Here is a 22,374-nt window from a genome sequence, read left to right on the forward strand (position 1 = left end):
TGGCGTACAAATCGAGGCTAGGACTGTCTGTACGCCGCCGTATAGACGATGGCGGCGTGAGAGGAGACACACCAATGGGCACGACCCGGACGCCTCGCGGCATGTGGATCGAGGAGGGGCTGCGGGCGCTCTCCACAGGAGGCCCGGACGCCGTCCGGATCGAGGCGCTGGCACAGTCGCTCGGCGTCAGCAAGCGCGGTTTCTACGGGTACTTCAGCGACCGGGACGCGCTGCTCGGCGAGATGCTCGACACATGGGAGCGCGACACCACCGAAGGGGTGATCGAGGAGATCGAGCGCGGCGGGGGGGGCACCAGGGCCAAGCTGGAGCGGCTGCTGACGATCGCCCTGTTCACCGAGGAGCCGGGGCGGGGCACGGCCGTCGCCCTCTCGGTCCGGGACTGGGCCCGGCGCGACGAGACCGTCGCCGAGCGCCTCCGGCGCGTCGACAACCGGCGGATGGACTACCTGCGTTCGCTGTTCGGCAGCTTCTGTTCGGGCGACGAGGTGGAGGTCCGCAGCATGCTCGCCTTCACGCTGCGCATCGGCAGCCACTTCGTCGCCGCCGACACGGTGCACGGAGCCGAGAGGAGGTGCTGAAGCTGACCCGGGACTGGCTGCTGAGGTGGGCGCCCCGTGGCTGCCGGCGTCAGTCCCGGGTCCCGGCCGTCCAGATGCGGCTGCTGAGGTCCGCACCGCAGTCGGGGAGACGCGCCGGGACTCGCCCTGGTACTGGCCGAGTTGGGCTTCATTGCGGAGCATCGCGGCGACGCCGGGCGCGCCCTCGCCCACCATCGGGACAGCCTCGCCGCGGCCCTGCACACCGTCCCCGACGCCCGCTGACATCGGCCACCGCGCGCCGCGGATCCCCGCTCCGGTAGCGCTCCGTGACGTACGGACACTCCCCGTACTCGCCGCAGCCCGGCCGGCGGCGCTCCCCGGATACCGGCCCGGCCGCCACCATGAGCTCGGCCGGGTGGGCGCGCGGGACGGGCGGATCGGGGCTCTACTGGGAGAGGAAGACGAGCAAGTGGAACGTCGCAGCGCGTGGAGGCATCGTGGAACTGGCCTTCCTCAATGCGGTGTACGCGAACGGGGGCCCGTACGTCTGCGCCTACCTCGACACTTCCCGGGACACCGAGGATCCGGACCGGGGGATCGCGCTGCGCAGACGGCAGGTCTGCGAGGCGCTCGTGGAGCAGGGCGCCGACGCCGCCACGGTGGCCGCCGTGGCCGGTGTCGCGGGCCGTGACCAGGAGATCGCCGGGCGGCACGGGCAGGCGATCGTCGCCGCCCGCGGGCGGGTGGTGCTCACCGAGGAACTGCCCGAGCCGCCGGTGCGCGACGAGGCCGCGTTCACCGCGGTGCCCGACCTGATGCCGTTGGTGGTGCAGTACGCACCGGGCATCCGCTACGTCGCCGCCACCGTGCACAGCCTCACGCTCCCGCATGCGGAGCCCGCGGACGAACTGGAGGTGGCCTGCCAGGCGGGGGTGTGGCCGAGCAGCGCCGTCGCGCCGGGCGACTGCCGCCGGATGCGCGGTCCCACGGTGAGCTGGCTCAACGGAGCCGGGCAGGAGGCCGCCGACGGCATCGCCGGACTGGCACGCAGTACGGGCGCCGAGGCGATCGTGCTGGGCGGGATCACCTGGGCCCGCAACGTACTGGCGGACAACCTGTCCGCACGATGGCGCAGACGCACCGTCACCTGCGACGGCGACGGATATCCGGCGCCGCAGGGCAGGGCGTTGATGGAGGAGGAGCTCTCCGCGGCGTTCGAGGGGCAGATGTGCGGCGCCGACCGGGCCCGCGTCGGCCTGTTCCGGGCGCGCCGCACCAGCCGGCACGGCGCCGTCGAGGGCCTGTCCGATGTCGTGGCCGCACTCCAGCGGTCCCAGGCCGGCACCCTGCTGCTCAACGTCCCGCTCGGCTTCCCGGCGGAACTCCGGGTAGGCGCAGGAGCCACGCGGATCGGCGGCCCGCCCGCGGCGGACCTGGGACCGTACGGCGCCCTCGGCTTCGGAGAGGGGCCGGCCGGCGCCGCCGTGATCCGCGCCGCGGTGCGCACGGGCGCGGGACTGATCGTGGTGCCGCAGGACCAACTGCCCCTGACGGACGGGCTGGGCGCGCTGCTGCGGTACGCCGGCCCGGAGCGCACCCCGCACTTCCACCGGCCGTCCCACGGCTGAGCGGCGGGCCGGCGGCCACGCCGCGGCGCGGGCGGGCTCAGGAGGCCGGCGCATACCCGCGGGTGTGCACGAGGTCGTGGGTGATGCGGGTGAAGGCGCGGGTGGCGGCGCTTCGGTAGGCGTCGGTGCGGTGGAGCAGGGCGACGGTGCGGGTGGGGAGGGCGGGGTCGAGGGGGATCGGGGTGAGGTGGGGGTGGTCGTGGGTGATGGCGTCGGGGAGGACGGTGACGAGCGGGGTGCACTGGACGATTTCGGTGAGGGCCTGGATGGAGTTGGCCTCCACGGTGATGCGGGGGCTGACGCCGTGCCGGTCGAGATAGCCGTCGATGTGGCCGCGGGTGGCGAAGTCGCCACTGAGGAGGGCGAGTTGCCGATCGGCGAGCTCCCGTACGGGGAGCGGGCCGCGCCGGTCCGCGGGGTGGCCGGTGCCGGTGACCAGGGTGAGCGTCTCGGTGAACAGCGCGGTGGCCGCGATCCCCGGCAGGTGGGGGCCCCGGAAGGCGATGCCGAGGTCGAAGTCGTCGGCGAGCAGGCCGGTTTCGATGCGGTCCTGGGTCGTCTCCCGCACGGTCAGGGTGATGCCGGGGTGGCGGGTGTGGAGCGCGGCGGTGAGCGGGCCGACGAGGTAGGCGGTGAACGTGGGCGTGATCGCGAGCCGCAGATGGCCGCGCGAGAGGTCCTGCACGTCATGGACCGCGCGCTCCGCGGCGGCGAGGTCCCGTAGCGCGCGCCGGGCGTGGTGGGCGTACGCCTCGCCGGCGTCGGTGAGCCGGACGGTGCGGCCGGAGCGGTCCAGCAGCTGGGTGCCCAGTGTGCGTTCCAGTTGTCTGACCTGCTGGGAGAGCGTGGGCTGGGAGATGTGCAGGTCCTCGGCGGCGCGGGTGAAGCTGCCGTGCTCGGCCACGGTGAGCAGGTAGCGCAGATGACGCAGTTCTAGAGCCATGAGCCCACTATAGATGTCATCAATAGCAGACATTGATATTGCGTCTTGGACTCTATAGGTCGAGGTCATGCAGGGTGGAGCTCGCCGGTCCCGAGGGGGTCGGCAGCCACCGAAGGGAGTGACCCATGCCAGACCTCGCCGCGGGCATCGCGGGTTTCCAGCGGGATGTCTTCCCGGCCAAGGAGGACCTGTTCGCCCACCTGGCCACCCACCACACGCCGCACACGCTGTTCATCGGCTGCTCCGACGCCCGCGTCGTCCCCGAGCTGATCACGGGGAGCGAGCCGGGTGAGCTGTTCGTCCTCCGCACCGCCGGCAACCTCGTCCCCGCCTACGCCCCCGGCGCCGACGCGGTGGCGGCCGGTATCGAGTACGCCGTCTCCGTGCTCGGGGTGACGGACATCGTGGTGTGCGGGCACTCGGCCTGCGGTGCGATGACCGCCCTCGCCCAGGACCAGGACCTCACCACCGTCCCGGCGGTCGCCGGCTGGCTGCGGTACGCGGACGCCGCCCGCGCCCGCACCTCCGGCGGCGACGTGGCCGCACTGGTACGGCAGAACGTACGGGCCCAGCTGTCGAACCTGGCCACCCACCCCTCGGTCGCCCGCGCCCTGGCGCAGCGGACGGTGGCGCTGCACGGCTGGGTCTTCGACATCGCCACCGGTCGCGTCGAACGACTCGACGGCTCCGGCGCCGCGCCGGCCGCCTGACTCCTGTTCTCCCTGTTCTCCCGGCGCCCGCAGCAGCGTGGCCCGGGCCCCCGACCCGCCGGCCGCCCTCCGCGCGGTACCGGCACAACCGAAAGGACACCCGACCTCATGGTGCACGCTCAGTTCGACCCCGCCGCCCGTCAGGCGCTGGCCGCCGCCGCGGTCGAGGCCAAGACGCGCAAGGACCTCACCTGGGAGCAGATCGCCGACGCCGCCGGTCTCTCGGCCGCCTTCACCACCGCCGCCGTCCTGGGCCAGCACGCCCTGCCGCAGGAGTCCGCCCGGGCCGTCGCCGAGCTGCTGGGCCTCGACGACGACGCGGCGACGCTGCTCCAGACCATCCCCACCCGCGGCTCGATCCCCGGTGGCATCCCCACCGACCCGACCATCTACCGCTTCCACGAGATGCTCCAGGTCTACGGCACCACCCTCAAGGCCCTGGTCCACGAGCAGTTCGGCGACGGCATCATCAGCGCGATCAACTTCAGGCTGGACGTGAAGAAGGTCGCCGACCCCGAGGGCGGCGAGCGCGCCGTCATCACCCTGGACGGCAAGTACCTGCCGACCAGGCCCTTCTGATCCGCACCACCGGCGGGGCGGGCCGCCGGCCGGCCCGCCCCGCCACTACGTTGCCCACGCCGCACTTTCCGAGGAGCTCGTCATGGACTTCATCCAGCGCACCATCGACCTCGCCCGCCAGAACGTCGCCGAAGGCGGACGCCCCTTCGCGACGGTCATCGTCAAGGACGGCAGGATCCTGGCCGAGAGCCCGAACAGGGTCGCCCAGACCAACGACCCCACCGCCCACGCGGAGATCCTCGCCGTCCGCGAGGCGTGCCGGACCCTCGGCACCGAGCATCTGACCGGCACCACCATCTACGTCCTCGCCCACCCCTGCCCGATGTGCTTGGGCTCGCTGTACTACTGCTCCCCGGACGAGGTCGTCTTCCTCACCACCCGCGAGGCCTACGAGCCCCACTACGTCGACGACCGCAAGTACTTCGAACTGGGCACGTTCTACGCGGAGTTCGCCAAGAACTGGGACGAGCGCCGGCTGCCGATGCGGTACGAACCGCGGGCGGACGCGGTGGAGGTGTACCGGTTCTGGCAGCAGCGCAACGGCGGCGAGCGCCGCGTGGCCGGAACGCCCACTGCCTCCTGACCCCCACCGCCCGGTCGGCCCTCGACCGGCCGTCCGGCGGCGGGCATCGGAGCGCGGTGCGCGTCAGCAGGCGCCGAGGTCCTGCCAGACGCCCCACTCGCCGGTGGTGCCGGGCTCCTCGCCCGTCGTCCACCACTTGGCCTTCCAGTTGTGCCCCTTGTACGCGACCTGCCGGCCGCCGGTGTAGACCGTGCCGCCGGCCCACGGGGTGGCCGTGCACGGGTGGCCGCTTCCGCCGGTGACGGTCAGGTCGTAGGCCGTGGTGTGCGAGCCGGAGGGAGTCGTACCGGTGACGCCGAGGTGGTAGGTGCCGGGGGCCGCCGCCGACGTCGTGGACACGGTGAGCGTGGCGGAGCCGCCCGCCGTCACCGAGGACGGGCTCAGCGAGGCGGTGACACCCGCGGGCGCGCCGCTGACCGCGAGGTCCACCTTCTGGGCGGCGCCGGCCGTGACCGCGGTGTGCACCGTGCTGGTGGTCTGGTCGCCCGCGGCCACCGACCCGGCGGGGGAGGCCGTCACCGAGAAGTCGTCGGACGGGGTCGTGGTGCCGCTGGTGAAGGGCGCGAAGACATGGGTGAAGTCCCAGGTGTTCTGCGGGATGCTGGAGCAGTTGTCGGCGGACGGGCCGCCGGGGCAGCCGCCGTTGTCCCGTTGCAGCGCCCAGAAGGACAGGGTGCCGATGCCTTTGGCGAGCGCCCAGTTGTAGACCTCGGTGGCGTTGGCCGGACTGAAGGTCTCGGCGGGGCCGAAGTCGTCGACACCGGGCATCTCGACGATGCCGACCATGGCCCACAGCTGGGCGGGGGTCTTGTCCGGGTGGAGCGGCTTGATCTGGTCGTAGAGCCCCTGGGCCGCGGTCCGGGTGTCGTCGGCCATGTCGTGGGTGGCGTTGTCGTAGTAGTCGAACGTCATGATGTTGGCGACGTCCACCCGTGCGCCGTTGTCCACCGCGTTCTGGAGCACGGCGAGTCCGCTGTCGGTGAGACCGTGGGTCGTCGTCGGCAGGGTGTAGGAGATCTGGACCGTGCGCCCGTTGGCCGCGGCCCAGTCCTGGACGAGCTTGATGGCCTTGTTCCGCCGGTCGACAGCGGCGGTGTTGTCCAGCGAATCGGCCTCGATGTCCATGTCGAGCCGTGCGACGTCGTAGGTCGTGATCACCTTCTCGTACGCGGCGGCGATCTGGCCGGCGTCGGAACAGCTGTCGGCGATCTCGGTGCCGGTGGAGTCGGCGGTGTACCCGCCGAACGACGGGATGACATCACCCCCCTTCGCCTGGATGGTCTTGATGTCGCTGCCGAAGGAGGCCGAGGAGATGGGCGTATCGGGGCTGCCGTTCCAGTAGGCGGTGCAGGAGCCCTTGGCGGCCGTCGCGACGAACCCCATCGTCAGGCGCTCGGCACCGGATTGGGCGGACAGTGCGGCCGGGCTCTCGCCCGTCCACGACTCGAAGTAGGGAGCGAACACATGGGCCGGGAGCGGCGTCGCCGCATGGGCGGCGCCACCGCCCAGGGCGGTGAGCCCGGCGGTGGCCACAGCGGTGACGGCAGCGGTGAGTAAGGAACGGAGAGAGCGCCTGTGTCTCATGTCTGTCCAGGGTGTGAGGAGGTTGACCGCCGATTCCCCTTGTGCGCAGAGCGGTATGGGATAGGGGATAGCCCCGGAGGCAGGGGCATGTCAATGGACTGGACCAGGGTAGGACTAGACCAATAGGCGTCAGGAGTCGTCATGGCCCTGCCCGGCACTCTCACGGCATGCTGGACCACATATCCGCCAACGCTCCCTGCCCGGCGAGGAGTTGAGGGCCGCCGCCCTGCTGCCGCCCCGCCTCGGCGAGGGCGGCGCACCCCCGGCCGTCAGTCCTTCTTCTCGCCCAGCTTCTCGACGAGGCCCTGAGCCTTGTCGACGGCGGTGTCGATCGTGTCGCTGTGCTTGTGGTCGGTCCTGTCGTCGATGAAGTCGCCGACCTTCTCCAGTCCTCCGGAGATCTTGTCGCCGTGCGCCTCGGCGATCTCCTCGGCCTTCTCCTTGAGGTTCTTGAGGGCGTCAAACATGCGCAGTCCGTCTCCTTCGGTGAATTGCCTGGTCAGGGACCTGGTCCCACGGAGATACGGGGCGCAGGGGCGCACGGGCCTTCCTCGCCCACAGCCGCGCGGCACGACCTCGTGAGGCGGGAGCGGCGGGCTCACCCCTCCCGTCACGCGTGCCGCGGCTCATCCCTCCCGCACATGGGCAACAGTCGCCTGGGTGAGGGCTGTTGGGGCTCCGCGAAAAGGCTCGTCGTCCCCCTGTGTTGTCGTGCGCACGCTTTCGCTACCATCCGGTAGGTCGATCAACGATGCTCCGTGAGAGGACAGATGATGGACGTTCACGATCGTCTGCCGCAGGAGCAGGGCGAGGCCGCCGCCCCAAGTGACCAGGACACTCCAGGTACCCCGCGCGCCCAGGCCGGGATCGGCCGCCGGAGGTTCCTCGGCTACATCCTGGCGGCGCCGACCCTCGCGGTCGCCGCTCAACTGGGCGAAGCCGCGGCCGGGACCACTCCGGCGCACGCCGCGAACGCCTCGCTCCCCGAGCTCTCCAAGCTGTTCGACCTCAACGACATGCTGACGGACGCGGCGCTGCCGACGGCCGGCCTCATCACCATCCACGTACACGCCGACGGCACGGCCTCGTTCGCCCTGCCGCGCGCCGAGGTGGGCCAGGGCATCACCACCTCCACCGCGATGCTGATCGCCGAGGAGCTGGACCTGCCGCTGGACAGGATCCGCGTCACGCTCGCGGACGCGCGCCCGGAGCTGCTCTTCAATCAGCTCACCGGCGGCTCCAACACCACCATCTCCACGTACACTCCGATCCGCGTCGCCGCCGCGATCGCCAGGAAACGCCTCCTGGAGGCCGCGGCCGATCTGCTCGGCGCCGAGATATCCACGCTGACCAGCAAGGCCGGTGTGATCACCGCCCCGAACGGCCGGAGCGCCACCTACGGCTCGCTCGCCGAGAAGGCCGCGAGCCGGAAGACCGTACGGGTGGCCGCCGATCTCAAACCGCGCTCCGACTTCTCGGTCATCGGCACCGCGCGCAACCGCGTCGACGCGCTGGAGAGCGTGACGGGCCGCAAGAAGTTCGCCATGGACCTGCACGTGCCGGGCGCCTCGCCGGCCATGGTGTGCCGGCCGCCCACGATCAACGGCACGGTGCGGTCCGTACGAAACCTCGCGGCGGTACGGGCGATGCCGGGCGTCACCGACGTCGCGACCATCTCGACGGGCGTGGCGGTACGCGCGCGGACCTTCGGGCAGTGCATCGACGCGGTGCGCGCGCTCCAGGTCGTCTGGGGCCCGGGGACGGCGGAGGGGGCGTCCGACGAAACGGTCCTGCGGGAGCTGAAGGCGGCGGAAATCCCCCTGGCAGTCCCGAGGTTGGACCCGCTCGCCAAGACCGTCGAGGGATCCTTCACCTTCCACTTCGCCAGCAACAGCGCGCTGGAGCCCAACTGCGCGGTGGCCGACGTACGGTCGGACCGGGCCGAGATCTGGGCGGCGCTGAAGTCACCGATCGTCGCCCAGGAGGCCATCGCGGCGAAGCTGGGCCTGCTCCCGGGTGCGGTCACGGTGCATGTCACCGAAGGCGGCGGCTCGTTCGGCCGCAAGCTGTTCTCCGACGCCGCGCTCGAAGCCGCCGAGATCTCCAAGGCGATGGGCAAGCCGGTCAAGCTCATGTGGCACCGCACCGACGAGTTCCGCCAGGGGCGTACGCATCCGATGGCCACCTCGCGCGTACGGGCGACGTATGCGCTGGGCAAGGTGCTCACGTACGAGCAGCGGCACACCTCCGTGTCCACCGACTTCGGCCACGGCCTGGGCGAGATCATCACCGCGTCGGCCGCCAAGCTGCCGGTGGGCGATCTCACCTTCTCCGAGACCATCTTCACGCTCACCCAGCAGTCGCCCTACGACCTCGGCGTCACCACCCAGCTCCTCAACGAGGTGGACAAGGGCTTCAACACCGGCAGCATGCGCAACATCTACTCGCCCAACGTCCGGTGCGCTCAGGAACTCATCATCGACCGCCTCGCCGACGAGACGGGCAAGGACCGCCTCCGCTTCCGCCGGCAGCTCATCAAGGACGACCGGGCCAGGGCCGTACTGGACAAGGTCGCGGAACTCGGCGACTGGGGACGGAAGTTGCCGGCCGGCGTGGCGCAGGGCATCGCCGTACACCCCGAATACCACGGAGTGGTCGCCGTTCTCGCCGAGATCGACTGCCGCCCGGAGACCACCGGACGGCACCTCCCCGACGCCTGCACCGGACCACGCGTCACCAAGGCCGTCTGCGCCGTGGACGTCGGCCTCGCCATCAACCCCAAGGGCCTTGAGGCCCAGATGATGGGCGGAATCATGGACGGCATCGCCATCACGCTCACCTCGGGTCTGCACCTCAAGGACGGAAGGTTCCTGGAGGGCAGCTGGGACAACTACTTCTACACCCGCCAGTGGAACGCCCCGCCCGAGCTGACGATCGTGGTCATGCCGCCGACCAGCGGCAAACCCGGCGGCGCGGGGGAGCTGGCAGTCGGCGCCGCCTCGGCCGCGGTCGCCTGCGCATACGGCGCGGCCACCGGCACCATGCCCACGACGTTTCCCGTCAACCACTCAGGACCGCTCGGCTTCGAGCCGCTGCCGACCGTCCCCCCGATCCCGCAATCGCCGACCGACGGCCTGGACCGCGCCTACTAGCGGCCTGTTGGCAGCGGCCCACAGCGGCCTATTTGGAGCGCAAGGAGCGACCGTGCCCGAACACACCTTCATCCTCAACGGCAAGCCCGTCACGGCGGACGTCGAGGACGATGTGCGGCTGCTGTGGGTGCTGCGCGACGTCCTGGGCGTCACCGGGCCGAAGTACGGCTGCGGCCTCGGCGTCTGCCAGGCATGCACCAGCCACATCAACGGCAAGGCGTTCAACCCCTGTTCCGTACCGATCAGGAACGTCCGGCCGGACGACGAGATCACCACCATCGAGGGGCTGCCCGCCACCGTCGGCAAGGACCTGCATCCGATGCAGGAGGCATGGTTGGAGTACGACGTCGCCCAGTGCGGCTACTGCCAGCCCGGCCAGATCATGGCCGCGGTCGCCAAGGTCAAGCAGGCCCGCGCCGCCGGCCACGAGATCACCGAGGCCGATCTGGACGAGATCCGCAACGTCTGCCGCTGCGGCACCTACCACCGCATCCGCGAGGCCATCATGGAGGGAGCCAAGCACTTCTAGCCCGGCGACCCGCTTCCACCGCCACCGCGGCACGCCGCACTACGACGCCGCCCGCGGGCACATCTCCCGCAACACCCTGCTGCTCCACCTCACCGGCGGCTCGGGGGAGCCCGCCCTCGACTTCCTCCCCGATCCGGAGGAGTTCGTGATCTCCGGGGCAACCAGATCCATGTGCTCGGCAAGGACCTGACCAGACTGCCTGCGCCATCCCAGGAGCGACCGGGGCCCTTGCCCGGGCCGGGGCCCGTAAGGCCATGGGTCCTTCGGCCCCGGACGGGGACGACCGGCCCACAGCCCCGTCCGGGCTTGCGCGGGAGAGTGGGTTCGAGCCGGTGAGGAGGTCCGTCATGCAGGTTCGCGACGTGATGCGCACACCGGTGGTCACGATCCGTTCCGACGCCACGCTGCTGGAGACCGCGCGGTTGATGCGGCAGCGCAGCGTCGGGTGCGTGGTGGTGCTGTCCGGCGAGGCGGTTCTCGGCATGGTCACCGACCGGGACCTGACCGTGCGCGGGCTGGCCGCGGAACGGAGCCCGGCCGCGCCGGTCAGCGAGGTGATGACGGCGCCGGTCCACGCGGTGCGCCCCGGCGACGACGTGGACGCCGCGTACCGGGCCATGCGCCGCTCGGCCGTCCGCCGGCTCCCTGTCCTGGACAAGGGACGGCTGGTGGGCGTGGTGGCACTGGACGACCTGCTGATGGATGTCTCCCGGCGGCTGTCCGACCTGCTCGGCGCGGTGTCGTGGTGCGTGCTGGCGGAGCCGCCGAGCAGGACCGCGCAGGCTCGGTGACGGAGATCCGGCGCGTCACGTCCGGGGTGGGTGCCACGACGCGCTGCGGGAGCAGGTCGGGCCCCGACGTGCCCGAGCCCCGCCCCGTGCCGTCGGCAGGCGCGACCCGACGGCGGTTGTGGGCCGTTCGTCCCCGAAGGCCGACCGGCCTGCGGCCCAGGGACCTATGGCCCCTGACACCACCCCCGGCCTCCCGCCACGCTGAAGAGACCCTGCCGGTTCCACCGATCCCGCCGACTCCGCCGACCCTGCCGATTCACCGACCGTGCCCGTTCCGGTACGGACCGATCCGCCCGGGAGGCTCCCGGTGCTCACCCACCCCACCCTCGACGACACGGCCGTCACGTCGCTGGTGGCCGATGCCGCCGCCGCGCCCTCGATGCACAACGCCCAGCCGTGGCACTTCGCCTACTCCCGGGCGTCGTGCACCATGCTTCTCTCCGCCGACCTGGATCGCGCGATGCCGCTGGCCGACCCCACCACCCGGGGGCTGCACCTCGGCTGCGGCGCGGCCCTGCTGAACCTGCGCGCCGCCGCCGCGCACGCCGGCCACCGCACGGCGACGACCGCCCGACGACGGGATCCCCGACCACGCCTTCGGTCCCGCCAAGCGCGGTGGCGCGGCTCCGGTACGGGACTTCGCCGGCCGGCGTGCGGTCCCCGGCCGTGCCTACGCGGACTTCGAGAAACGGCCGCAACTGGCCTCCCTCAGCACCACCCGCGACGGCCCCGCCGACTGGCTCCGCGCCGGCCAGGCACTCCAACGCGTGCTGCTCCTCGCCACCCGCCAGGGACTCGCCGGCTCCTTCGCGACCCAGCCCCTGGAATGGCCCGACCTGCGCCGGCTGCTGCGCGACCCGCTCTCCGGCACCGGCTACGTCCAGATGATCCTCCGCCTCGGCTACGGCCCCCAGGGCCCGCGCACCCCGCGCCGACCGGTGGACGAGGTCCTGACGATCACATCGTGAGCGGAGGAGAGCGAGCGGCGGCTCGCCGCCTGCCGCCCGAAGTGCGGGTGCAGGACGGCGGGTTGCCCGTACGGGGACGTTCCGCCGGCTCAGGAGGCGGTCGAGCACGGCGGAGTCAGTCGAGCACGGCGGCGACGGCTTCGATCTCCACGAGTTGGTCGCGATAGCCGAGGACCGTGACACCCATCAGCGTGCTGGGTACGTCGTGGTCGCCGAACGCGTCCCGGACCACCTCCCACGCCGTCACCAGGTCCTCCCGCCGCTGGGAGGCGACGAGGACACGGGTGCTGAGGACATCGTGCAGCGACGCACCGGAGTCCGCCAGAGCGGTCCGCATGTTCTCCACGGCCTTGGCCGCCTGCCCGGCCACATCCCCGACGGCCGCAGTGGAGCCGTCCTCGTTCAGCGGACATGCTCCGGCGAGAAAGACCAGTCGTGACTCGGCCGGGGCCGTGGCCGCGTAGGCGTACTCGGCGGCATCGGACAGGGAAGCGGAGCGGATCAGTGTGACGGTACGCGGCACGGGCATTCCTATCGCGGGGGTTGCGGATGCGCCCACGACCCTCTCAAAGGCCGCCCCCGCGGGCGACCCGGTTTCCCGGCGGTCGGCTCCCGCGCCCACGGGCTGCCGGAGCCGATCGACGCACGCGGATCGGCAAGCTCAGCATTCCGGACACTCGTTGAGCGCCGCGATGGCCAGCGCGCGCTCCTCGGGGTGCCCGTCGGCTCCGGGCACCGCGAGCGCCGTCCGGAACTGCTCGCGTGCCTCGGCGACGCGGCCCGCCGCGACGTAGGCGCGGCCCAGCCGGTAGCGGATGTCCATCTCCAGCCGGTCGCACTGCGGTTCGGTGAGTGGGGACAGCAACCGGTGCCGGGCGAGGGCCTGGTGGTGGAGGGCCATGGCAGCGCTCAGGTTGCCGGCGTTCTGCTCCGCCGAGCCCAGCCGGGTCAGGGTGACGCTGTGCAGGAGGACGTCCCCGACCTGCTGAACGAGGTCGGCCGCATGGCGGAACAGGGTCCTGGCTTCGGTGTGGTGGCCGAGGTCGAGGTGCACATCGGCGGCGCAGGCCAGGACTCTGCTGATCATGCGGGGCCGGCCGTTCTTCTCGGCGTGGGCCCGGGCGTCGGCGAAGCAGGCCAGCGCCTCGTCGGACCGCCCCTGGACGCGGTGGACGGAGCCGAGGAGGCAGAGCCCCATCGCCGCGAGCCAGTCGTCACCGAGCCGCTGGGCCAGCTCCACCGCAGCGGTGAGATGGGACATCGCCTGCTCGGCCCGGCCCAGGTTCATCTCGGCAGCGCCCAGCCCGCTACGGGCCCGCGCCTCTTCACGCGGGTCGGCGTGGTGGCGGCTGAGGCGCAGTGCCTCGGCGAACCACGCGTGCCCCTCGGCGTAGTGGCCCTGGTGGATCTCGGTGATGCCCAGGCAGCTCCGCACGGCGGCGGCCATCCGCCGGTCGCCGGCCCCGTCCGCGTGCGCGAGCGCGATCTCCAGGGCCGTCCGGCACTCGTGGTAGCGGCCGTGGCGTACGAAGTAGTCGCTCAGCGCCTCGGCGAGCCGGCACGCGTAGTCGGCCTCGCCGAGCGCCGCGGCATACCCGACGACATCGACGAGTTCCGCGCCGGAAGAGTCCAGCCAGCCGTCCGCGTCCTGCCAGCCCGTGAACGCCGACTCGGCCGACTGCGGCCCGGTGGGGAATCCGGCCGGTCCCCAGTCGCTGGTGGTCCGGCCCGCGTCCAGATAGAGGCGGAGCGCGGCGGTGCGCGCCGCCTCGGCTTCGGCGGGTGCGGCTTCCGCGAGCCGGCGCGCATGCACCCGGACCAGATCGTGCAATCGGTACCGGCCAGGACGCGGCTGCTGCACCAGGCTCGCGTCGACCAGGCTTTCCAGGATCTGCTCGGCCTCGCGGGCGGACCGACCCAGCATGGCCGCCGGCGTCCGCGGGTCGAACTCGACCGTCGGTGACAGGCCCAGGGCACGGAATCCGTGCTGCTGCCGCGGCGTGAGCTGGTCGTACGACAGGCGGAAGGCCGCCTCCACGCTGCGGTCGCCGGTACTCAGTTCGCCGAGCCGGTGCTCGTCGCCCGCCATCCGGTCCACCAGGTACGCGAGCGTCCACGCAGGGCGGGTCTGGAGCCGCGCCCCGGCGATACGCAGGGCCAGCGGCAGCCCGTCGCACAGCCGGACCAGCGCACGCGTCGCTTCCGGCTCCCGGTCCGCGCGCTCCTCCCCGACGATGTGCCTGAGCAGGGACAGCCCCTCGGCGGCCTCCAGCGGCTCAAGGGTGACCCGCCGATCGGCGTCCAGCCCGGTCAGCCGCCGCCGGCCGGCCACCAGCACCGTGCTGCCCGGACCGGCGGGCAGCAGGGGCACGATCTGCTGCGCGTCGAGCGCGTCGTCCACCACGAGGAGCAGCCGCAGTGAACCGGTCGCGGCCCGCCAGGCGCCGGTGAGTTCGTCGAGGTCGTCGGGCACCTCGCTGTCGGCCGCGCCGACGGCACGCAGCAACCGCCGCAGCACGCGCTGCGGCGGGACGTGCTGCCGCCCCGTGCCGTGGGCGCGCAGGTCCACGAACAGGCAGCCGTCCGGGTAATGGGCGGAAATCCTGCGGGCCGCGTGGATGACGAGCGCGGTCTTGCCGACGCCGGCGGTGCCGTCCACCGTCACGATCGACACGGATTCGGGCGGCAAGGACGCGGTCAGCAGCGCCAGTTCGCGCTCCCTCCCCACGAGGCGGCCGATGTCGCCGGGCAGTTCGTTCACGCGCCGGGGCCGCGGCCCGGACGGGACGGCGGCAGGTCGTGCCGCCGCCGGGCCGAGGAGCTGCTCGTCATCCCGGCGCAGCACCGCCTGGTGCACCCGGCGGAGTTCCGTGCCGGGATCGACCCCGAGCTCGTCACGCAGCCGCCCGCGCAGGTCCTGATAGGCGCTGAGCGCCGCCGCCTGGCGCCCGCTGCCGTACAGGGCACGCATCCACAGCGCCGCCAGCGACTCGTCGTACGGCTCGGACGCGGACAGCGCCGCGAGGTCGTCCAGGGCATCGGGGGACCGGCCGAGACGCACCAGGCATTCCAGCCTCTCCTGTCGCACCGTGCGCTGCCGCTGCGCCAGCCGCTGCCGCTCGCCCTGCGCGAACGGCCCCGGCAGCCCGGCCAGCGGCTCGCCCCTGAACAGGGTGCACGCCGCGGAGGACCCGTCCAGTGCGGCGGCCAGGTCACCGGATGCCCGCGCGCGTTGAGCTTCGCCGAGCCGCCCGGCCAGCTCCGCGACGTCGAGCCGCGCCCCGTCCCTGACGAAGCGGTACCCGTCCCGGCCGCTGCGGATCACCGACCCGGACAGTCCGGCGCCTGCCGCGTCGAGCGCCTTCCGCAGCTGGTAGACATAGCTCGGCAGCACCCGGCGACCGGACCCCGGCGGCTGTGCACCCCATACGTCGTCGAGCAGCTGCTCATGGCTGACCAGCATGCCGGAACGCAGCACCAGCGCCGCCAGCACCGCCTGCCGCCGTACCGGACCCAGGTCCAGCGGCGTCCCGTCCCGCCAGGCCCGCACCGGCCCCAGCACCGCAATCTGAAGCGGCTGCGGAGAACCCCCGTCCATCCCGAAGCCTCCGGTCCGCGCATCATCGAGATTTCATCGGCATTCCAGCGTCTTTCACAAGGGTTGGCAAGTCAGCACCGGGTAACACCCGTGAGCAGGGCAACGGCGCATGAAGAGAGCCACCGGGCACGGCGTACATCCCCCACCCCACGGCGCACCGGCGCATTGACCCCACCGCATGGCCCCACCACTCCTCCGACGAAGCCGAGGGCCCCGCCAACCGGGCGCCCCGTCCCACTCGTTGGCACCTGCCACCGCGAACTCACCACGTCGGCCACCGTAGAGTCGCCACCTGGACCGAGGCGTTCCCCCGCGGCCCCGAGGGCCTGGTCGCCCGCCTTCGTGAAGCGGAGACCGGCTGCCGCCGACGGTACGGACACCGCCACCCCCGTCCTGCGAGTTCACGCCAACGCACAGGAACCGAGGCGGGGGAGCCGACGGACAGTCGGTACGCTCAACCGCCTTGGTGAGGGGCGACGCCGGGGCCGCAATGCGCCCGCGCATTCGTCTATCCGGGGGGCATTGCGTGACATATGGGGCACCCGCCCGTTGGTCAGAACCTCTGCTGCATCTCGTGGGCAGAGCGCGTGATCTGACGTTCATCCGTGAAAGGACTGGAAAGCATGTCGCGTATCGCGAAAGCGCTCCTGGTGACTGCCGCTACAGGGATGGCTATCACAGGTGCGGCGGGGGTGGCTTCAGCCAGCGCCGGCGCGGGCGGCGCCGCAGTCGGCTCCCCGGGCTTCATGTCCGGCAACCTCGTGCAGATGCCGTTCCACATGCCGTTCAACTTCTGCGGCAACACCGGCAACTTCATCGCCCTCCTGAACCCGGCCTTCGGGAACCACTGCATCAACGCCGAGAAGCACGAGCACGAGAAGCACCACCGGCACCACCACGGCGGCGAGGAGGACTGAGAGCGGACCCCGAGCACCATGGGTCGGGGTCTTCTCGTTTCTGCTGTCCGCAAGTGACTGTCGTTCCCGCTGTTTCCCGAATGATCGGGCGTGTGGGGACACGACCCGTCTCCGTCTCGGCCCGCACGTGATATCGCGAGCGGCGCTCCGGGGCTGGGCGGGAGCTGTGAATGGGGCAAGGCCGCCTGGAGACGTTCCTGGGCGGCCTCTCTTTCTGCCCCGGGGGTTACAGGGGCATGCTCATGCTGTGGCGCGGCTCTCCAAGGTTGAGCGTCGCCCGGTCGGTGCGGCAGGCCTTGCCGTGCTCGAATCGGAGCCCTGCGCTGTCCAAGGCGCGTCCCCGGATGAGGAGACCGCACTACGGGTGCATGCCGGCGACGATGATTCCGTTGATCTGGTGTGTGCCGCCGAACAGCAGCCCGGCCGGAGCACCCGGCACCATCTGCGTGGCGACCGGCGCGAGATCGGGAGGCGGTGGCCCGCGCCGCACGGGGCCTCGGCGTCCGGTGCCTTGGTGCATTACGGAAAGCCGGGCAAGGGCCTCTGATTTCCGGCCCGTTGGGCGGGGATCGCTCAGTGGGTGTCTGTGGCGCGGTTGGGCGCCCACAGCTGGTCGGCGTCGCCTGCGGCGAGCCGGCCCCGGTAGACGTCGATCTTGTGGGAGATGAGTCTCAGGTTCTCCTGGCATGCGGCGAGCCGGGCGAGCACCTCGTCGCGATGCGATTCGAGCAGGTCCAGTCGCTCGTCTTCGTTGCCCCGGCCTGCCGCGACGAGTTCGGCGTAGCGGCGGATGCCCTTGATGGGCATGCCGGTTGCCCGCAGCCTGGTGCAGACGGCGATCCACTCCAGGTCGAGTCGGTGATAGCGGCGCCGGCCGCCGTGGGTGCGGTCGACCGGGGTGACGACCAGGCCGGCGCGCTCGTAGTACCGCAGGGTGTGCGCGCTGACTCCGGTGCGGCGAGCGGCGTCGGCGATGCTCAGCCCGCTCGCGGGAACGGCGTCGGGCAGCTGTCGGTTGACTTCGACCATGGTCTAAAACCTAGCGTCCCGGCCATGCCCGAACACCTGCCTTTCCTCAGCCCTCGCCGCCGGCTCCTTGTTCTCGCGATCTGCTGCGCCAGCGTGGTCGTCGTGGTGATGGACATCTCCATCGTCAACATCGCGCTGCCGTTGATCCGTCGCGATCTGCACGCCTCGGAGTCCGGCCTCCAGTGGACGGTCGACGCCTACACCCTGGTGCTGGCCGGCTTTCTGGTACTGGCGGGATCCACCGCTGACCGGGTCGGCCGCCGGCGCGTCTTCCAGGTCGGCCTGGCCGCCTTCGGACTCGGCTCGCTGCTGTGCGGCCTTGCGCCGAACGTCAACTGGCTGATCGCGGCGCGTGCGTTGCAGGCCGTCGGCGGCACGATGCTCAACCCGGTGGCGATGGCGATCGTCGCCACGACGTTTCCGCAGCCGGCCGAACGGGCCAGGGCCATCGGCGTGTTCGGCTCGATGAGCGGCTTGGCGCTGGCGTTGGGGCCGATCCTCGGCGGTGCGCTGGTCGACGGCTTCGGCTGGCACGCCGTCTTCTGGATCAATGTGCCGATCGTGGCCGCCGCGGTCGTGTGCACCGCGCTGTTCGTGCCCGAGTCGCGCGCCGCCCGGGCGCGCCGGTTCGACCCGGTGGGCCAGACCTTGATGGTGCTGGTCCTGGGGAGCGCCGTCTTCGCGATCATCGAGTCCCGGCAGTGGGGCTGGACTTCGCCGGTCATCCTGGGACTGCTCGCCGTGGCCCTGCTCGGCGTGCTGGGCATCCTCGTCTACGAACCACGCCGTGTCGACCCGCTGCTGGAACTGCGCCTGTTCCGCAGCGTGCCGTTCAGTTCGGCGCTCCTGATGGCGCTCTTCGCGCTGTGCGGGTTCGGCGCGTTCCTGTTCGTCACCACCCAGTACCTCCAGGACGTGCGCGGCATGTCCGCACTCACGGCCGGGCTGTGCCTGCTCCCGGTCGGAGCGCTGGTGATCGCGCTCTCCCCGTTCACCGGCCGGCTGGTCGGCGCGCGCGGTCCCAGGCTGCCGCTGGTGCTCGCCGGGGGAGCGCTGGCCCTGGGCGGCGGCGCGTCGCTCTGGCTCCGACCGGCCACCCCGCTGCCGACCGTGCTCGCGATCTACCTGCTGTTCGGCATCTTCCTGGGCACCGTCAACCCGCCGATCACCAACACCGCGGTCTCCGGAATGCCTCGTTCGATGGCCGGGGTGGCCACCTCCTTGGCCTCCGCCGGCCGCCAGACCGGCACCACGCTGGGCGTCGCGATCTCCGGAACGATCGTGGGACCGACCGTGACCCGCGGCGGTACGGGATTCATGGACGCGGCGCACGGTGTGTGGGGGATGGTGCTCGGGCTGGGCCTGGGCATCGTGGGCGTGGGACTGCTCAGCACCGGGCGCCGGTCCTTGGACAGCGCGGTGCGAGCGGCGGCGATGTTCGAGGAGGTGGACCGCGGCGCGGATCTCCGAACGGCCCCTGCCGGCCGCCGGTGACCGGCGAGCAGTACGGCAACGGTCAGGAGCCGAGGGCGGCGCCCTGGTTACGCAGTTCGCTCAGCGCCAGCCGTACCAGCGGATGCCCTTCGCTGCCGCGTCGAACGGCGGTGAAAACCCGCCGGGTCGGACGATGGGCGCCGCTGACCGGGCGGATGACGACGCCGCCGAACGCGATGCCGTGGAGCGCCGAACGGGGCACCAGCGCCACGCCCGCACCCGCGGCGACCAGCGCACACACGGCTCGGGAGTCGTCGGCCAGGCACTCCACGCGAGGCTGGAGACGAGCCTCCTCGCAGGCGCGCAGCACGACATCATGCACCGGGTTGCCGGGCCACGGCGTGATCCACGGCTCCTCGCCGAGGTCGGACAGGTCCACCCCGGGGGCGCCGGCCAGCGGATGACCGGACGGCAGCACGACATCGAAGGGTTCTGCGTACAGCGGCTCGCGCAGCAGCTGCTCGCCGCTGTGGCCGGGGGAGTCCCGGTGTTCCACCGCCAGGGCGATGTCGACCACGCCGTCGATCAGGAGACGTCGGCTCGCGTGCCCCTCGGCGTCCTTCACCCGGATCCGCACCTGCGGCGCGCGTTCCCGCAGCGCCGCCATCGCCGGGGCCACCACTTCGGTGATCGAACTCGCAAAGGCGGCGATGGTCACCTCGCCCGCCAGGCCCGCCGAGCAGGCGGCCATATCGGCCTCCGCCTGCTCCAGCTGTGCGGCGATCCTCGTCGCGTGATCGGCCAGCACGGTGCCGGTCGGGGTCAGCCGGACGGTACGGCCGCGCCGCTCCAACAGGGCGTGACCGACCTCCGCCTCCAGCGCGGCGAGCTGCTGCGAAGCCGCTGACGGGGACAGGTAGAGAGCGTGTGCGGCGGCGGTGACGGTGCCGTGGTCGGCCAGCGCCCGCAGCACCCGGAGCCTGCGTGGATCGATCACATCAGGCAGTACACCAGACGAACAACGCCCCTGTGAAGTAGAGCTTCACAGACAGCATCGGAAAACAGCGATGGACTTCACAGGGGCGGCGCGACAAAGTGGTCACCTGCGAAGCGGCCGGCGCAGCCAGAGGCTGTCCGGTGGGGTGCGGTCCGTTACGGATCCGGGAAGGATGCGGCGGTTGTCGCGGTACGGCCATCGCGCAGCGTGGTCGTCCGGTGACCGCGGCGTGGTCGTCCGGTATCCGCAGCGTGCGGTCCGCGCTCGCCCCGGGGCTCTCGCCCTCCGCTGCTCCGCTGGAACCTCATCGCCTCCTCACCAAGGAATCTGCTGTGTCCATGACTGCCGGTGACCGCCGGGAACACGACCTGCTCGGCGACCGGGACGTGCCCGCCGACGCGTACTGGGGCGTGCACACCCTGCGCGCCGTGGAGAACTTCCCCATCACGGGTACGGCGATCTCCGGGTACCCGCATCTGATCGACGCGCTCGCCGCGGTGAAGGAAGCCGCGGCCGGCGCCAACGCCGAGCTGGGGCTGCTTGCGCCCGAGAAGGCCGAGGCGATCGTCACCGCCTGCCGGGAGATCCGGGAGGGCCGGCTGCACGACCAGTTCGTCGTCGACGTCATCCAGGGCGGCGCCGGCACCTCGTCCAACATGAACGCCAACGAGGTCATCGCCAACCGGGCGCTGGAACTGCTGGGCCACGACAAGGGCGACTACACCCACCTGCACCCCAACGAACACGTCAACCTCAGCCAGTCCACCAACGACGTCTACCCCACGGCCGTCAAGGTGGCCACGATCATCGCCGTCCGCGAACTGCTCGACGCGATGACCGTGCTGCGCGAAGCCTTCGCCGCCAAGGCGGACGAGTTCCGCGACATCCTCAAGATGGGCCGCACCCAACTCCAGGACGCGGTCCCCATGACCCTGGGCCAGGAGTTCTCCGCCTATGCCGTCATGCTCGAAGAAGACCAGAGCCGGCTCGCCGAAGCCGCCCTGCTCGTGCACGAGATCAACCTCGGCGCCACCGCCATCGGCACCGGCCTCAACGCCCCCACCGGCTACGCCGAAGCGGCCCGCCGCCACCTCCAGGACATCACCGGTCTGCCCCTGATCACCGCTGCCAACCTCGTCGAGGCCACTCAGGACTGCGGAGCCTTCGTCCACCTCTCCGGCGTCCTCAAACGCATCGCCGTCAAGCTCTCCAAGAGCTGCAACGACCTGCGACTGCTCTCCTCCGGCCCACGCGCCGGACTCGCCGAGATCAACCTGCCGCCGGTACAAGCGGGTTCGAGCATCATGCCTGGCAAGGTCAACCCCGTCATCCCCGAAGTCGTCAACCAGGTCGCCTTCGAAGTCATCGGCAACGACGTCACCATCACCATGGCCGCCGAGGCGGGCCAACTCCAGCTCAACGCCTTCGAACCGATCATCCTGCACTCCCTCTCGGAGAGCATCACCCACCTGGCAGCCGCCTGCCGCACCCTCGCCCAACGCTGCGTCACCGGCATCACCGCCAACACCGAAGCGCTGCGCGCCAGTGTCCAGAACTCCATCGGCCTGGTGACCGCGCTCAACCCCCACATCGGCTACACCGCCGCCACCGCCATCGCCCAGGAAGCCCTCGCCACCGGCCGCGGCGTCGCCGAACTCGTCCTCGAACACGGGCTCCTGCCCGAAGACCGCCTCACCGCACTGCTACGCCCGGAGGAAATCGCCGGGACCACCGCCTGACGCACGGTGCGGACCGGGCTCGAAGCAATGAACACCCCTACCCATCAGCAGAGGAAGTCGGCCATGGCAACGGCGCCTAGCGTCTCGTATTCGATGACGGTGCGACTGGAAGTTCCCGCGAGCGGCACCGCTGTCAGCCAGCTCACCACGGCCGTGGAGTCTTCGGGTGGGTCGGTCACGGGTCTGGATGTGACCGCGTCCGGCCATGAGAAGCTGCGGATCGACGTGACGATCGCGGCGACCTCGACCGCGCACGCGCAGGAGATCGTCTCCGAGCTGAGCGGGATCGAGGGTGTCTCGCTGGGCAAGGTCTCCGACCGTACGTTCCTGATGCACCTCGGTGGCAAGATCGAGATGTCGTCGAAGCATCCGATCCGCAACCGTGACGACCTGTCGATGATCTACACCCCGGGTGTGGCGCGGGTCTGTCAGGCGATCTTCGACAACCCCGAGGACGCCCGCCGGCTGACGATCAAGCGCAACAGCGTCGCGGTGGTCACCGACGGCTCGGCGGTGCTGGGTCTGGGCAACATCGGGCCGAAGGCGGCGCTGCCCGTGATGGAGGGCAAGGCGTCCCTCTTCAAGCGCTTCGCCGGGATCGATGCCTGGCCGATCTGCCTGGACACCCAGGAC

18 protein-coding genes and 3 pseudogenes are annotated in these 22,374 nt (G+C 71.4%); 14 read left to right on the forward strand and 7 right to left on the reverse strand.

From position 1 onward, the window contains the following. Positions 1-74: 74 nt before the first annotated feature. A pseudogene (locus tag IEZ17_RS19860) lies at positions 75-625 on the forward strand (TetR/AcrR family transcriptional regulator); the annotation flags it as partial. Between the two features lie 261 nt (positions 626-886). Continuing rightward, the gene (locus tag IEZ17_RS19865; RefSeq protein ID WP_229852410.1) at positions 887-2,188 is read left to right on the forward strand and encodes a baeRF2 domain-containing protein; all 1,302 of its coding nucleotides are present in this window, start codon (positions 887-889) and stop codon (positions 2,186-2,188) included. A gap of 37 nt (positions 2,189-2,225) precedes the next feature. Here IEZ17_RS19865 and cynR read toward each other — a convergent pair whose 3' ends face one another. After that, entirely contained in the window at positions 2,226-3,131 is a 906-nt protein-coding gene (gene cynR / locus IEZ17_RS19870; protein ID WP_189301945.1) for a transcriptional regulator CynR, read from the reverse strand. A gap of 125 nt (positions 3,132-3,256) precedes the next feature. Between cynR and IEZ17_RS19875 the strand changes: the two genes are divergently transcribed. From IEZ17_RS19875 to IEZ17_RS19885, 3 genes are all read left to right on the forward strand, one after another. After that, positions 3,257-3,841 (forward strand): carbonic anhydrase, encoded by a 585-nt coding sequence (locus IEZ17_RS19875; protein WP_189301948.1) that lies wholly within the window; start codon positions 3,257-3,259, stop codon positions 3,839-3,841. Between the two features lie 108 nt (positions 3,842-3,949). Further along, on the forward strand, positions 3,950-4,420 hold the full coding sequence (gene cynS / locus IEZ17_RS19880; RefSeq protein WP_189301949.1) for a cyanase: 471 nt from the start codon (positions 3,950-3,952) through the stop codon (positions 4,418-4,420). A gap of 82 nt (positions 4,421-4,502) precedes the next feature. Further along, entirely contained in the window at positions 4,503-5,003 is a 501-nt protein-coding gene (locus IEZ17_RS19885) for a nucleoside deaminase (RefSeq protein WP_189301950.1), read from the forward strand. A 63-nt stretch (positions 5,004-5,066) separates the two neighbouring features. Here the strand turns inward: IEZ17_RS19885 and IEZ17_RS19890 are convergent, their stop codons facing one another. Beyond that, on the reverse strand, positions 5,067-6,587 hold the full coding sequence (locus IEZ17_RS19890; RefSeq protein ID WP_189301951.1) for a glycosyl hydrolase family 18 protein: 1,521 nt from the start codon (positions 6,585-6,587) through the stop codon (positions 5,067-5,069). A gap of 269 nt (positions 6,588-6,856) precedes the next feature. Beyond that, positions 6,857-7,054: an antitoxin gene (locus IEZ17_RS19895; protein ID WP_189301952.1), complete on the reverse strand. Its 198-nt coding sequence runs from the start codon at positions 7,052-7,054 to the stop codon at positions 6,857-6,859. Positions 7,055-7,357: 303 nt separating this feature from the next. On the opposite strand from IEZ17_RS19895, the gene IEZ17_RS19900 reads away from it, so the two are divergent. From IEZ17_RS19900 to IEZ17_RS19915, 4 genes and pseudogenes are all read left to right on the forward strand, one after another. Then, on the forward strand, positions 7,358-9,739 hold the full coding sequence (locus tag IEZ17_RS19900) for a molybdopterin cofactor-binding domain-containing protein (RefSeq protein WP_229852411.1): 2,382 nt from the start codon (positions 7,358-7,360) through the stop codon (positions 9,737-9,739). A 52-nt stretch (positions 9,740-9,791) separates the two neighbouring features. Continuing rightward, complete coding sequence (locus tag IEZ17_RS19905; RefSeq protein ID WP_189301953.1) at positions 9,792-10,268, forward strand: (2Fe-2S)-binding protein; 477 nt, start codon at positions 9,792-9,794, stop codon at positions 10,266-10,268. Between the two features lie 347 nt (positions 10,269-10,615). After that, positions 10,616-11,059, forward strand: coding sequence for a CBS domain-containing protein (locus IEZ17_RS19910; RefSeq protein WP_189301954.1), 444 nt, complete (start codon positions 10,616-10,618; stop codon positions 11,057-11,059). Positions 11,060-11,366: 307 nt separating this feature from the next. Then, positions 11,367-12,027: pseudogene (locus IEZ17_RS19915) on the forward strand (nitroreductase family protein). 115 nt (positions 12,028-12,142) lie between these two features. Here IEZ17_RS19915 and IEZ17_RS19920 read toward each other — a convergent pair. Both IEZ17_RS19920 and IEZ17_RS19925 read right to left on the reverse strand, forming a co-directional pair. Continuing rightward, a complete protein-coding gene (locus tag IEZ17_RS19920) occupies positions 12,143-12,550 on the reverse strand; it encodes a RidA family protein (RefSeq protein ID WP_189301955.1) in 408 nt (135 codons plus the stop codon). A 138-nt stretch (positions 12,551-12,688) separates the two neighbouring features. After that, positions 12,689-15,625, reverse strand: a complete 2,937-nt coding sequence (locus IEZ17_RS19925; RefSeq protein WP_189301956.1) for an AfsR/SARP family transcriptional regulator — start codon at positions 15,623-15,625, stop codon at positions 12,689-12,691. A gap of 692 nt (positions 15,626-16,317) precedes the next feature. On the opposite strand from IEZ17_RS19925, the gene IEZ17_RS19930 reads away from it, so the two are divergent. Beyond that, positions 16,318-16,542: a chaplin gene (locus tag IEZ17_RS19930; RefSeq protein ID WP_308427675.1), complete on the forward strand. Its 225-nt coding sequence runs from the start codon at positions 16,318-16,320 to the stop codon at positions 16,540-16,542. A gap of 247 nt (positions 16,543-16,789) precedes the next feature. After that, complete coding sequence (locus IEZ17_RS19935) at positions 16,790-17,089, forward strand: hypothetical protein (RefSeq protein ID WP_189301958.1); 300 nt, start codon at positions 16,790-16,792, stop codon at positions 17,087-17,089. A 26-nt stretch (positions 17,090-17,115) separates the two neighbouring features. On the opposite strand, the gene IEZ17_RS19940 is transcribed toward IEZ17_RS19935, so the two are convergent. Continuing rightward, a complete protein-coding gene (locus IEZ17_RS19940; RefSeq protein WP_189301959.1) occupies positions 17,116-17,571 on the reverse strand; it encodes a MerR family transcriptional regulator in 456 nt (151 codons plus the stop codon). 24 nt (positions 17,572-17,595) lie between these two features. Between IEZ17_RS19940 and IEZ17_RS19945 the strand changes: the two genes are divergently transcribed. Next, positions 17,596-19,065: an MFS transporter gene (locus IEZ17_RS19945; protein WP_189301960.1), complete on the forward strand. Its 1,470-nt coding sequence runs from the start codon at positions 17,596-17,598 to the stop codon at positions 19,063-19,065. Positions 19,066-19,087: 22 nt separating this feature from the next. Here IEZ17_RS19945 and IEZ17_RS19950 read toward each other — a convergent pair whose 3' ends face one another. Beyond that, positions 19,088-20,002: a LysR family transcriptional regulator gene (locus IEZ17_RS19950; protein WP_189301961.1), complete on the reverse strand. Its 915-nt coding sequence runs from the start codon at positions 20,000-20,002 to the stop codon at positions 19,088-19,090. A 338-nt stretch (positions 20,003-20,340) separates the two neighbouring features. On the opposite strand from IEZ17_RS19950, the gene aspA reads away from it, so the two are divergent. Further along, positions 20,341-21,741, forward strand: a complete 1,401-nt coding sequence (gene aspA, locus IEZ17_RS19955; protein ID WP_189301962.1) for an aspartate ammonia-lyase — start codon at positions 20,341-20,343, stop codon at positions 21,739-21,741. 63 nt (positions 21,742-21,804) lie between these two features. Beyond that, positions 21,805-22,374, forward strand: a pseudogene (locus IEZ17_RS19960) (NAD-dependent malic enzyme); the annotation flags it as partial.

It is taken from the genome of Streptomyces albospinus (assembly GCF_014648695.1).
Taxonomy (GTDB): Bacteria; Actinomycetota; Actinomycetes; order Streptomycetales; family Streptomycetaceae; genus Streptomyces; species Streptomyces albospinus.

Excerpts from the sequence above, each read along its gene's own strand:
- IEZ17_RS19910 (WP_189301954.1), top strand. The coding sequence starts at position 10,616 with ATGCAGGTTCGCGACGTGATGCGCACACCGGTGGTCACGATCCGTTCC.
- IEZ17_RS19940 (WP_189301959.1), bottom strand. The coding sequence starts at position 17,571 with ATGGTCGAAGTCAACCGACAGCTGCCCGACGCCGTTCCCGCGAGCGGG.
- IEZ17_RS19890 (WP_189301951.1), bottom strand. The coding sequence starts at position 6,587 with ATGAGACACAGGCGCTCTCTCCGTTCCTTACTCACCGCTGCCGTCACC.
- IEZ17_RS19875 (WP_189301948.1), top strand. The coding sequence starts at position 3,257 with ATGCCAGACCTCGCCGCGGGCATCGCGGGTTTCCAGCGGGATGTCTTC.
- cynR (WP_189301945.1), bottom strand. The coding sequence starts at position 3,131 with ATGGCTCTAGAACTGCGTCATCTGCGCTACCTGCTCACCGTGGCCGAG.
- IEZ17_RS19885 (WP_189301950.1), top strand. The coding sequence starts at position 4,503 with ATGGACTTCATCCAGCGCACCATCGACCTCGCCCGCCAGAACGTCGCC.
- IEZ17_RS19925 (WP_189301956.1), bottom strand. The coding sequence starts at position 15,625 with ATGGACGGGGGTTCTCCGCAGCCGCTTCAGATTGCGGTGCTGGGGCCG.
- aspA (WP_189301962.1), top strand. The coding sequence starts at position 20,341 with ATGACTGCCGGTGACCGCCGGGAACACGACCTGCTCGGCGACCGGGAC.
- IEZ17_RS19945 (WP_189301960.1), top strand. The coding sequence starts at position 17,596 with ATGCCCGAACACCTGCCTTTCCTCAGCCCTCGCCGCCGGCTCCTTGTT.
- IEZ17_RS19895 (WP_189301952.1), bottom strand. The coding sequence starts at position 7,054 with ATGTTTGACGCCCTCAAGAACCTCAAGGAGAAGGCCGAGGAGATCGCC.
- IEZ17_RS19900 (WP_229852411.1), top strand. The coding sequence starts at position 7,358 with ATGATGGACGTTCACGATCGTCTGCCGCAGGAGCAGGGCGAGGCCGCC.
- cynS (WP_189301949.1), top strand. The coding sequence starts at position 3,950 with ATGGTGCACGCTCAGTTCGACCCCGCCGCCCGTCAGGCGCTGGCCGCC.